This window comes from Streptomyces montanisoli (assembly GCF_017813245.1).
GTDB lineage: Bacteria > Actinomycetota > Actinomycetes > Streptomycetales > Streptomycetaceae > Streptomyces > Streptomyces montanisoli.
On record NZ_JAGIQL010000180.1, the window covers coordinates 1 to 11,565 of the forward strand.

Annotated in this window: 9 protein-coding genes; 6 read left to right on the forward strand and 3 right to left on the reverse strand. The window is 74.8% G+C overall.

All coding sequences use genetic code 11. From position 1 onward, the window contains the following. Positions 1–172: 172 nt before the first annotated feature. Positions 173–1,363 carry a nucleotide disphospho-sugar-binding domain-containing protein gene (locus tag JFN87_RS28360; protein ID WP_209344559.1) on the reverse strand — a complete coding sequence of 397 codons (1,191 nt, stop codon included), beginning with the start codon at positions 1,361–1,363 and terminating at the stop codon, positions 173–175. A gap of 222 nt (positions 1,364–1,585) precedes the next feature. Here JFN87_RS28360 and JFN87_RS28365 point away from each other — a divergent pair, with 222 nt between their 5' ends. Genes JFN87_RS28365 through JFN87_RS28380 form a run of 4 tightly spaced genes read left to right on the forward strand, consistent with a single transcriptional unit; the run spans position 1,586 to position 7,862 of the window. After that, positions 1,586–2,428, forward strand: coding sequence for an ABC transporter ATP-binding protein (locus JFN87_RS28365; RefSeq protein ID WP_209344561.1), 843 nt, complete (start codon positions 1,586–1,588; stop codon positions 2,426–2,428). Continuing rightward, positions 2,428–3,288, forward strand: coding sequence for an ABC transporter permease (locus JFN87_RS28370; protein WP_209344562.1), 861 nt, complete (start codon positions 2,428–2,430; stop codon positions 3,286–3,288). The genes JFN87_RS28365 and JFN87_RS28370 overlap by 1 nt, the downstream gene beginning before the upstream one ends. Positions 3,289–3,329: 41 nt before the next feature. After that, entirely contained in the window at positions 3,330–6,656 is a 3,327-nt protein-coding gene (locus JFN87_RS28375; protein ID WP_209344564.1) for an AMP-binding protein, read from the forward strand. A 6-nt stretch (positions 6,657–6,662) separates the two neighbouring features. After that, positions 6,663–7,862, forward strand: coding sequence for a nucleotide disphospho-sugar-binding domain-containing protein (locus tag JFN87_RS28380; protein WP_209344566.1), 1,200 nt, complete (start codon positions 6,663–6,665; stop codon positions 7,860–7,862). 14 nt (positions 7,863–7,876) lie between these two features. On the opposite strand, the gene JFN87_RS28385 is transcribed toward JFN87_RS28380, so the two are convergent. Next, positions 7,877–8,578, reverse strand: a complete 702-nt coding sequence (locus JFN87_RS28385; RefSeq protein ID WP_209344568.1) for a class I SAM-dependent methyltransferase — start codon at positions 8,576–8,578, stop codon at positions 7,877–7,879. A 61-nt stretch (positions 8,579–8,639) separates the two neighbouring features. On the opposite strand from JFN87_RS28385, the gene JFN87_RS28390 reads away from it, so the two are divergent. Continuing rightward, entirely contained in the window at positions 8,640–9,494 is an 855-nt protein-coding gene (locus JFN87_RS28390) for a DUF3626 domain-containing protein (RefSeq protein ID WP_209344570.1), read from the forward strand. Between the two features lie 72 nt (positions 9,495–9,566). Here JFN87_RS28390 and JFN87_RS28395 read toward each other — a convergent pair whose 3' ends face one another. Then, positions 9,567–10,094, reverse strand: coding sequence for a YceI family protein (locus JFN87_RS28395; RefSeq protein WP_209344572.1), 528 nt, complete (start codon positions 10,092–10,094; stop codon positions 9,567–9,569). Positions 10,095–10,297: 203 nt separating this feature from the next. On the opposite strand from JFN87_RS28395, the gene JFN87_RS28400 reads away from it, so the two are divergent. Further along, entirely contained in the window at positions 10,298–11,467 is a 1,170-nt protein-coding gene (locus JFN87_RS28400) for a nucleotide disphospho-sugar-binding domain-containing protein (protein WP_245182152.1), read from the forward strand. Positions 11,468–11,565 lie beyond the last annotated feature (98 nt).

Consider the following 11,565-nt stretch of genomic DNA (forward strand, 5'->3'; position numbering starts at 1 on the left):
CGGCCCGCCCGGCCCGCACCCTGACGCGGACCGGACGGGCCGCCTTCGCGCGCGCCCGCCACCACCGCCGTGACACACCGCGGCCCCGCGCCCGGGATTCGGGCGCGGGGCGCGCGGGTTCGGCAGCGCACGGCCGTGGGCGCTGTGCGGTTCTACGCGGCGCTACGCGGCGCTACGCGGCGACCCTCCGAAGCGCGCGGTCGCGGGCCAGCGCTTCGAGCCGTCCGACGGTGTCGGCCGGCGTGGGCTGGGTCTCCATCGCCGCCCTCAGCCGCCGCGCCCCGCGCGCGTAGCGCGGGTCGTCCAGCACGGTGCGTATCGCCTCGCGGACGGCCGCGCTGTCGTCCTGCGCCGCGGCGTCGTCGACCGTGACGCCCGCGCCGCAGGCGGCGACACGGTCGCCCACGACGAACGTGTCCAGGTGCCCGGGCAGCACCACCTGCGGAAGCCCGAAGGCCGTGGCCGTCAGCTGCGTGCCCGAGCCGCCGTGGTGCACGACCGCCGCGCACCCGTCGAGCACCAGGTCGAGCGGCACGGGCGGCACGACGCGCACGTTGCCGGGCACCTCGCCCACCGCGTCCGCGTACGCGTCGTCCACGGTGACCACGCCCTCCACACCGTCGAGGCCCTCGAACGCGCCGACGATGGAGCGCAGCAGCCCCGTGCCGTTCATCGCGAGCGTCAGCCGGCCGAGCGACACGCACACCCGCCGCCCCTCGCACGGTTCGAGCGCCCAGTCGGGCAGCGTGCCCGGGCCGTTGTTCGGCACGAAGCGGATCGGCTGCCCCGGCGTGAGCGACGGGTCCTGGAAACCCGGCGGGCAGGGGTCGAGCACGAGGTCGGGCCGCGGCAGCAGCCCGCCGGCGAGCCCCGCGCGCTCGCAGACGCCGCGCAGCGAGCGCGCCCCGGCGGCCCACGCGACCTCGCCGACCGGGTCGACGCCCCAGCGGTGCTGCACGACGGGGACGCCGAGCGCGCCCCCGACGATCAGCGCGCCGTACTCGAGCCGGTCGGCGAGCACCAGGTCGGGCCGCCAGTGGCGGGCGAACTCCAGGTAGCCGCCGACGGTGTAGCGGGTGTGCGCGGTCCACGGGCGTACGGCCCCCGCGAAGGCGGGCGGCCCAGGACGGCCCGCCGCCTGGATGGGCCGCAGCCCGTCGGGCAGCCCGAGGGCCATCAACTCCCCCGCGTGGAAGGCCTCGCCCACCACGTGTCCTGACAGGCCCGAGGCGCGTGCGGCGTCGACGACGTCCGGCTGGCCCGCCACCAGCACCTCGTGCCCGGCGCCGCGCAGCGCCCAGGCGAGGGGGACCAGCGGGGCGAAGTGCGTGGACACCGGCGTCGTGATGATCAGTACTCGCATGGACGGTCCTCCGGGTGGTCGCGGTGCGTCTCGGTCTCGCGGTGCTCTCGCTCTCGCGGCGCGCGGGCCCGCGCCGTCCGAGCGTCCGGCGCGCCGCTGGAGGATCCCTCGCGACGCGTCGGACCCCGGCCGCCTCCCGCCGCCCCGCACCCGGTTCGACCGCGGCTCTAGCGGCCGTCCCTAGCGTCGAAGACTCATCCGGACCGGGAGGACTGAGTACTCATGCCGAACGCGGTGATCCGCGCCCGAGGGCTGGCCAAGCGCTACGGCGACGCCGTGGCGCTGAGGTCCGTCGACCTCGACGTACAGCACGGGGAGATCTTCTCGCTGCTCGGCCCCAACGGGGCGGGGAAGACCACCACCACCGAGATCATGGAGGGCTTCAGGACCCGGGACGCCGGCGAGCTGTCCGTGCTGGGCGAGGACCCGGCCCGCGCCGGCGCCGCCTGGCGCGGCCGGATCGGGATCGTCCTGCAGCAGGCCAAGGACTTCGCCGACATCTCGGTCGCCGACGTCGTGCACCACTTCGCCGTCTACTACCCGAACCCGCGCGACCCCGACGAGGTCATCGACGCCGTCGGGCTCACCGAGAAGCGCGCGAGCCGCGCCGCCCAGCTCTCCGGCGGGCAGCGCAGGAGGCTCGACGTCGCGCTCGGCATCCTCGGCAACCCCGAGCTGCTCTTCCTCGACGAGCCCACCACCGGGTTCGACCCCGAGGTGCGCAGGCGGTTCTGGGAGCTCATCGCGGAGCTGCGCAGCTCCGGCACGACGATCCTGCTGACCACGCACTACCTCGACGAGGTCGAATACCTGGCCGACCGCGTCGGCGTCGTCAACGGCGGCACCGTCGTCGACGTCTCCACGCCCGACCACCTCGGCGGGCGCCACCTCGCCCCGTCCACCGTCCGCTGGGTCGGCCCCGACGGCCCCCAGGAGCAGGTGAGTTCCAACCCCACGCGCACCGTGGGCGAGCTGGCGCGGCACTTCGGGGGCGACGTGCCCGAGCTGACCGTGACGCGCCCGTCGCTCGAAGACGTCTACCTCCAGATGATCGGGGAGTCGTGATGACGACCGTCCAGACCTCCACCCGCCCCTCCGCCGCCGCGCCCCCGCGGCGCGAGGCCCGGCGGCCCTCGCTGCTGCGCATGGTCAGGGCGCGCGCCGTCCTGGAGATCAAGCAGTTCTACCGGTCCAAGGGCCAGATGCTGCTGAGCTTCAGCCTCCCGCTGATCATGTACATCCTGTTCTCGACCATCTTCAGCGGCGACATCGACGGCACGTCCGTCACCGCGGGCCAGCTGTACGCGACGGGCATGCTGGCGATGGGCGTCGCCGCCACCAGCTTCCAGAGCCTCGCCCTCCAGGTGTCCCTGGAGCGGCAGAACGGTGCGCTGAAGCGGCTGCGCGGCACGCCGATGCCGCCGACGGCGTACTTCGCGGGCAAGATCGCGGTGGTGCTGGTCACCAGCCTCGGCCAGGCCGCGGTCCTCCTGATCGTCGGCTCCGCCTTCTTCCACCTGCACCTGCCGACCGGCGCGGGGCCGTGGGTGAACTTCCTGTGGCTGTACGCACTCGGCATCGCCGGGTGCAGCCTGCTCGGCCTCGCCTTCTCCACCCTCATCAAGGGCGACAACGGCGGCGGCCCCATGGTCGTACTGCCGTTCATGGTGGTGCAGTTCATCTCCGGCGTGTTCATCCCGTTCCAGGAGCTGCCGCACTACCTGCAGCAGGTCGCCGCGGTGCTGCCGCTCAAGTGGCTGGCCCAGGGCATGCGTTCGGTCTTCCTGCCGCACGCCTACGCGGCCAACGAGGTCACCGGCCAGTGGGAGACCGGGCGTACGGCCCTGGTACTCGGCGCGTGGGTGGTGGGCGGCCTCGTGCTGTGCCTGCTCACCTTCCGCTGGAAGAACAGAGACGACGGCTGACCGCAGCCGGCGCCGCAAGCCGCCCAGGAGGGAGCAGACCCGTGGGAAGAACCAGCTCGGAACCCGTACCGCCAGTCGCGTCGCCGCACGCCTTGTCGAGCGCCTCGTCGATCGCACCGGCGACCGCACCGGCGCCCGTGCCGCCGTCCGCGCCGGCGACCGCACCGGCGCCCGGCGCCAGGCCCGGCCGCTACCGGCGTGGTGACACCATGCACGGCCTGTTCGCCTGGTGCGCCGCCCGTACGCCGGGCGCCGTGGCGATGGCCGACGGCGAGCGCCGCATCACCTACGCGGAACTCGACGCCGCCTCCGACGCGTTCGCCGGCATCCTCGAGGCGTCGGGCGTCGGCCGCGGCGACCTGGTGCCCCTGGTGATGGGGCGCGGTCCCGAACTGGTCGTGGCCATGCTCGCCGTGCTCAAGCGCGGCGCCGCCTACGCGTCCCTCGCACCCGAGTGGCCGGCGGACCACACCGCGGGGCTGATGGAGCGGCTGTCGGCGCCGCTGGCGGTGACGGACCTGCCGGGGCCGTGGCAGGTCCCGGTGCTCGCCGCGCCCGGCGACCCGCGAGGCGCTGACCGGGGCGGCCACCGCCGCCCCACCCCCGTCGAGGTGGACGGGGACGACGTGTGCAGCGTCTTCTTCACGTCGGGGACGACGGGCGCGCCGAAGGCGGTGCTCTCGCGTCACCGCGGCACCGTCCGCCTCTTCGACGACTGCGTCTTCTCCGACTTCGGGCCCGGCACGGCCATGCTCCAGGTCGCCGCGTCCCCGTGGGACGGGTTCACGTTCGACTGCTGGGGTTCGCTGCTGTGCGGCGGCAAGGTCGTGTTCGCCGAGTCGCCGCTGCTGCCCGGGCCCCTCGCGCGCCTCGCCGCGTCCGAGGGCGTCACCCACGCCTTCCTGACCACGTCGCTCTTCAACATGCTCGTGGACGAGGGCGTGGACGCGTTCGACGGGATCGGGCACGTGATGGTCGGCGGCGAGAAGCTGTCCAAGGACCACATCCTGCGCTTCATGGACCGCCACCCGGCCGCGAGCGTCTCCAACGTCTACGGCCCGGTCGAGGCGACCGTCATCGTCTCCCGGCACGCCATCACCCGCGCCGACTGCCTCGCGGACGAGGGGCTGCCGCTCGGCCTGCCCGTCACCGGCACCGGGATTTACGTGCTCGACGGGGACAGGACCTGCGCCCCGGGCGAGCGCGGCGAGCTCTGCTTCGGCGGCGACAGCCTCGCGCGCGGCTACCTGGACCCCGCGATGACCGCGGAGAAGTTCACGGACGTCGAGATCGGCGGCGCCGTCCACCGCGTCTACCGGTCGGGCGACGTGGGCCACCTCGACGCGGAGGGCGTGCTGCACTTCGCCGGCCGCACGGACCGTCAGGTGAAGGTGCGCGGCATGCGCATCGAGACCGAGCAGATCGAGCAGGGCGTCAGCGCCGTCGAGGGGGTGCGGGACCGCGCCGTCGTCCCGGTGACCGCGGCGGACGGTTCGTGCACCGCGCTCGCCCTCTTCTACACCGGCACGCTGGAACCGGCCGGGCTGCGCGACCTGCTCGCCGCGCGGCTGCCGGCCCACCTCGTGCCCGCGCGCCTGTTCCGGCTCGACCGGCTGCCCCTGACCCCGCAGGGCAAGCTCGACCGCAAGCACCTCGCGGTGCTCGCGCGGCGCACACCCGACGCCGGCGAATCCGCGCGGGACGCCGCCGCCCAGGAGCCCGTCAACGCGACGGAGCGCCGTGTGGCGCGGGCGTTCGCGTCCGTGCTCGACCGCGCGTCCGTGCCGCTCACCGCGTCCTTCTTCGACCTCGGCGGCAACTCGCTCGACGCGGCCAGGCTGTGCGCGCGACTGAGCGCGTCCGAGGGCGCGGTGCAGTCCGCACAGCTCCACCGGACGCCCGACGTCCGGTCGTTCGCCGCGTGGCTCGACGCCGGAGCCGCCGCTCCCGCGGACGCCGGAGCCGCCGCTCCCGCGGACGCCGGAGCCGCCGCTCCCGCGGACGCCGGAGCCGCCGCTTCCGCCGGCGCCGGATGCGACCTGGCGGCCGGTGCCGTGCCGCTCACCACCATGCAGGACCTGTTCCTCAGCCGCGACGAGACGGCGTCGCTCGCCTGGCGCGTCGACGGCCCCCTGGACCTCGGCGCCCTGCGCGCGGCCGCAGGCGACGTGCACCGCCGCCATCAGGCGCTCCACGCACACTACGAGATGCGCGGCGCGGGCGTGGCCGTCCTGCCGCGGCAGCCGGGCGAGCCGGAGTTCACCGTGTTGCCCGCCGCGCCCCGCGAGCAGGCGCCCGCGCTGCTGAAGGCGGCGCTGGGCGAGCCGCTGTCCGTGGGCGAGGGCCGCATCTGGCGGACCGTCGTCCTGCCGGACGCGGCGGGCGGCAGCGCGCTCGTCGGCATGGCGATCCACCACATCGCCTTCGACGGCTGGTCGCAGGCGCTCCTCGCCGACGACCTGTCGTTCGCGTACGCGCAGCGGCTGCGTGCCGGCGCGCCGCGCTTCCTGCGCCCCGCCGCCACCCTGGCCGAGGCCAACGGGGAGCACGCGGCCTACCTGGCCAGGATCGACCTGGCCGAGCAGCGGGACTTCTGGGTCGAGGCCCTGCGCGGCCTGCCGGACGTCGTCCTGCCGGGCGAGCGCGCAGGCGCGGCGCCCACGGGCCCCGTGGCCGTGCACCGCACCCGCGTCGGCGCGGACGAGGCGGGCGGCTCCGGCGCGGGTACGGCGGGCGCCGGCCGCTTCGTGCGCTGGTACGCGGCCGTCGTCGAGGCGCTGCGCACGCTGACGGGCCTCGCGGACGTCGGGATCTGCGTGCCGACCGCGAGCCGCGGCGGCCGCCTCATGGACAGTGCCGTGACGACCCGGGCCGACGTGGTCTGCCTGCGCGCCACGCCGGACGGCGAGGGACCCGCCCTGCCGCTCGCCCACGCCGAGGCAGTGGTGCGCGAGTCGCTCGCCCACCAGGAGATCGCCTTCCGCGACGTCGCGCTCGCCGCCGCGCAGGTGCAGGACGTCGGCGCGCTGCTGACGCTGCCGATGTTCATCCTCCAGGACAACCCGGCGCCCGTGCCCGAGCTGCCCGGCTGCCGCGTGAGCCGCCTGCGCGAGGTGATGGACCCGCGGGAGAACGCCTACCGCCTCGTCGTGGAGGTCGAGCCGCTGCCGGACGGCGGCGCGGAGATCACCGTGACCGTACGCACGGACGTGGTGGACGCCGGGCTCGCCCCGAGCTTCACCGCTGAGCTCCTGCGCGCGCTGCGAGCGGGCGCCGCGCGCGACGGCCGTACGCGGGCATTGGCACCCACGGTGTCCGACGCCCCGGCGCATCGCCCGGAGCTAGTCGGCGCCCCGGACGGGCGGTGACGTGCCGTGCGTGTCCTCTTCGCCACCTGGGCCGCCCCCTCGCACCTCTTCCCGATGGTCCCGCTCGCCTGGGCCTTCCGCGCCGCGGGGCACGAGGTGCGGGTGGCCGCGCCCGCCTCGGGCGCCGCGGCCGTCGCGGCCACCGGCCTTTCCGCGGTGGCGGCGGGTCCCGACGTCGCCGTCGCGCAGATGGCGGGGCGCGAGCGGCTGGCGCCCTGGCGCAGCCGCGGCGAGTGGGCCACCGGCTGGTCCGCGCGCCCCGACCTCCTGGGCGAGGCCGAGCTCGACGTCCTGCGCGCTCTCGCGGACAAGCAGCTCATGGTCGCGGACGCCATGCTCGGCGACCTCGTCGCGTTCGGCCGCCGCTGGGCGCCCGACCTCGTCGTGTACGACTCGCTGTGCCTGGCGGGCCCGGTCGCGGCGGCGGCGCTCGGCGTCCCGGCGTACGGGTTCGTCGCGGGCAGCCCCGCCGTCACCAGGATCGAGCGGCTCCACCCGTCCACCGGGCCGCTACCCGCCTACCTGCGGCTGTTCGAGCGGTTCGGCGCCGAGCCCGTGGTCGAGCCGCGCGGCTGGCTCGACCCCTGCCCGCCGAGCCTGCGGCTGCCGTTCGACGGCGACCGCACCGAGCTGCGCCACGTCTCGTACAACGGCCCGGGCACGGTGCCCGGCTGGCTGCTCGACGACCCCGGCAGGCCGCGGGTCGTCGTCACGGGCGGCGCGGCGGGCAGCAAGTACGGCGGGCAGGCCGGCGCGGGCCTCTTCCGCGACACGCTGGAGGCGGTCACCTCGCTGGGCGCCGAGGCGGTACTCGCGCTCACGCCGGCGCAGGCGGAGAACCTCGGGCCCGTGCCGGAGGGGACGCGCGTCGTGCGGTCGCTCCCGTTCCACCTGCTCTTCCCCGCCTGCCACGCGGTGGTCCACCACGGCGGCTCGGGCACGGCGTTCGCCGCATTCGCGGCGGGCCTGCCCCAACTGGTCCTGCCCCAGGCCCCGGTGCTCGCGGAGCTGGCCAGATCCATGGAGGCGCGGGGCGCGGCGCTCGTCCTCGGCGCCGACGAACAGGAAGACCCGCGACGCTTCGCCACCGCGGTGGCAAGGCTCCTGGACGACAACGACCTCACACGCGCGGCGCGCAACCTGCAAGACGAGGTCGCGACGATGCCACCCCCGTCAGCCCTGGCCACCACCCTGACACCGGCCTGACCGAAGTCACCGCGTCAGAACGGGCGGAAGTCCTCGAAGGACGGCTCGAACGACGGGTCGGGCAGGCGGAAAGCCTTGCAGCGGGCCGCTTGCCTGCCGTCGGGCCCGGCCCCGGTCGCCTCGCCGGGGAAGGCGTCAGGGACCGCCGTCCAGCCCAGGTTCCGCTCGTAGTAGTTCACGGCCGTGTGGACGGAGGGCCACCAGTCGTCGTCGATGACGACCAGGCCCCCGGGCCGGACGACCTTGCGCAGGAAGTAGAGGTCGACGAAGACCTCGTGAAACCGGTGACTGCCGTCCACGAAGGCCGCGTCGGCGGTGAAGCCTTCGGCCAGGAGCCGCGGGAGCGCGAGGGAGGACGGGGTGGCCATGAGGGTGGCGATCGAGTCCAGGCCCGCCGAACGCAGCAGGTCCCAGCCGGTGTTCGCGTACTCGCGTTCCTGAAACGGATCGATGATGACGTGCCGGGGAGACGGTCGGCCCACCGTTGCCAGCGCCTCACCGATGGCGAGCGCGGAGCTCGCGTACGCGAGACCGATCTCGACGACCGTCTCCGCCCGCTCGGAGACCATCAGGTCGCGCAGCTGGTCGCAGTGGCGCTCCGGCACCGTGACGGTCTCGAAGTCCCCTTCGTGGTCCCGCGCCCACGGCGGGCCTTCCTGCGCTAGCCGGCGGCGCACGGCACGTACCCGCGCCAGGCCTTCGTTCATGTTCGTCATACCTGCCGCCGCTCCGGATAACGCCGTGCATCTGTTGGTCAGCATAGGAAACACTGTGCCGATGAGCGCCGCCACATCGGAGACAGCGCGGGAACGGGCCCTTCGCCATGTCGCGGGACTGTCATCGGGCCCGGCGGTTGATCCGTCATTGCGCGTGACCCTCAACTTCCATCCGGACCGCCTGCTGCGAGACCTCCCCATGCTGGACGCCATGGCCGAAGCGGGGCTCTACCACTCGCAGTTCGTGACAGGAACCAGCAACGGTGGACTGACGGCGTACCACGGCGGCGACCGATGGCGCTGGGAGAGCCGTATCTTCGACAGGGCGTACGACGAGGCGCCTGCCCACGAGCGGCCGGTCTACGGGGCGTTGAACTTCCGCGGGAAGCCGGTCGGCGGGGCTCCGCGGTTCGGCTCCGCTCACTTCCGGCTGGTTGCCGAGACGCTGGCGCGGACGACGTTCTGCTACCCGGACAGCTGCCTCGAACCCGCGAACTTCGGCACCGCGGACCGCATGGCGCTCATCGAGCTCGCCCTCGCCGACCGGAAGGACGATCTCGACGACTACATCGAGGCACATGTGCATGGTCCGGTGAGACCGCACTGCGACGTGGAGGCCCTGGTACTGGACCCCTGCTACCGGGGCACGGCTGTCGAGGACGCGGCCCTGCGGCTGGGGTGCCCGGTCGAGTGGCATCCCGGATTCCTCCTCACCGTCGAGGAACTCCGCCGTCACCCCGGCTATCGCGGCCAGGAATACGTCGACTTGGGGAAGCGGATCGCTGTCGACGGCGTACTCGACCCCCGGATCCTCGGAGACGCTGTGCGTGCCGGTCGGTACGAATCTCAGAGGGTCAAGAAGGTGTGGCACTACCTGGCGCGCTTCGGAACACCCCGCGAGGTGGTTCATCGCTAGGCGGCTCTGACGCCTCCCCGCGGGCCCCGTGCGCGGCGCCGGGGCCCGTAGGGGCGTGCGCGCGCGTGGCGGTCACGGCGCGGCGGTGAGTACGGCCTCGATGTCGATCCGCAGGAGCCGGCCCGCGACGCCGCGCATGGCGGTCACGCCCATGGCCGTGCGGTCGACGACCGCCGTGGCCCGCAGGGTCGGGGCCGTGCCGTCCAAGGGGGCGTCCGCGACGAACAGGTCCTGCGGGGCCGTCCTCCCGCGGACCGTGAGCTGCCCGCTCACCCGCCAGCCGCCGGCCTCCCGCGCCGCCGACGTCGCCGTGTAGCGCAGTTCGGGGTGGTTCGCGGTGTCCAGGAACCGCTTGCCCTTCACGTCCTTGTCCCGCTGCGGGTTGCCGCTCTCGAAGCCCGTGGCGTCCAGCCGCGCCGTCAGGCCGGTGAGGACGCCGCCGGGCGCGCAGTCGACCCGGCCGTCCAGGACGGGCAGCGTGCCCTTGACCGTGATGACGCCCAGCTTGCGCAGGGTGAAGGACACCCGCGTCCTGGCCGGATCGATCAACCATGCACCTGTCAGTTCCGCGACGCTCTGGCGCGGGTTCGTCTCCGGCATGCGAATCAGCCTCTCCCTCTCGACGCGGCGCCCGGCTCTCGCGGGCGCGTGCACGGCGATCGTCGGCCCGCGCGCTCGCGCGCCGCTGGAGCCGTGGCCGCGAAGCCGCTTCCACCGGCGCTCGAGCCCCGTCCGTGAGGATCCCCGTGCCGGACCCGGGCCTCCCGGCCGGACGTGCACGACGCCGTGAAGGAGGACGGGACATGGGGCGCCCAGACGCGCAGCAGCACGTGGAGCACGCGGAGCACACCGGCACCGACCGTGGTGGGGGCGGGCGCGGCGGACGGCGGGCCCTGCGCGTCCTGTTCGCCGTGTCCGACTGGCCCGGCCACTGGCACGCGATGGTGCCGCTCGGCTGGGCGCTGCGCGCGGCCGGGCATGACGTGCGTGTGGTGTGCGCGCCGTCGCAGACCGAACCGCTGACGCGCGCCGGGCTGACGCCCGTGCCGATCCTGGACGGCGGCTGGGACATGGCCCTCCAGGGCCGGTTGCAGAACTACGTCGACGCGCGCGACGGGCAGTGGCGCCTGCCCGGCCTGCCCCCGCACCCGGTGACCGGCGAACCGCTCGCGTCCCTGGACGAGTTCGACATGGACGCGTGGTTCACCGGCCACCACCCGCGGCTGGTCGAGGCGGCCACCGGCTCCACCGACCGCGCGGTGGCCTTCGGCCGCGCCTGGCGGCCCGACCTGGTGGTGCACGAACGGTTCAGCCTGGAGGGGCCGCTCGTCGCGGGGGTACTCGGCGTGCCGTCCGCCGTGCACCTGTGGGGCCCCTGCGGGCCCGACGACAGCGAGCCCGGCTTCATCTCGCTGCCGCTCGACTTCAGCGGCGCCTTCGACCGCTACGGGCTGCCGCCGCTCACGGCGCGCACCCTCACCCACGTCATCGACCCGTCGCCCGCCGGCGTCGCCCCGCCGCTGCTGACGGCCGAGCGCATGCCGGTGCGTTACGTGCCGTACAACGGCCCGGGCTCCGCGCCGCCCGACCTGCCCGGGCCCTCGGGGCGCCCCCGGGTGTGCGTGGTGTGGGGCACGTCCCTCACCCGGATGTACGGCCCGGCCTCGTTCGCCGTGCCCGAGGCGCTCGCCGGCCTCGCGGACCTCGACGCCGAGGTCGTCGTCGCGGTGACCGGCGCGGACCGCGAGCGCCTTGGCACGGTGCCGCCGAACGCGCGCGTCGTCGGGCACACGCCGCTGCACCTGCTGCTGCCGTCGTGCGCGGCAGTCGTGCACCACGGAGGCGCCGGCGTCGTCATGACCTCGCTCGCCGCCGGTGTGCCGCAACTCGCCGTGTCGCACGGCCTCGACCAGGCGGTCAACGCCCGCCGCGTCGCCGGCGCCGGCGCGGGCCGCGTCGTCGAGGCCCCGTGATCGGTAGAGCGCGTGTCTGGACTCCGTGCACCGGAGGAGCCGGGAGGCCCGCCGCTCGTTGAGGGAGGGGGGGGGGGGGGGGGGGGGGGGGGGGGGGG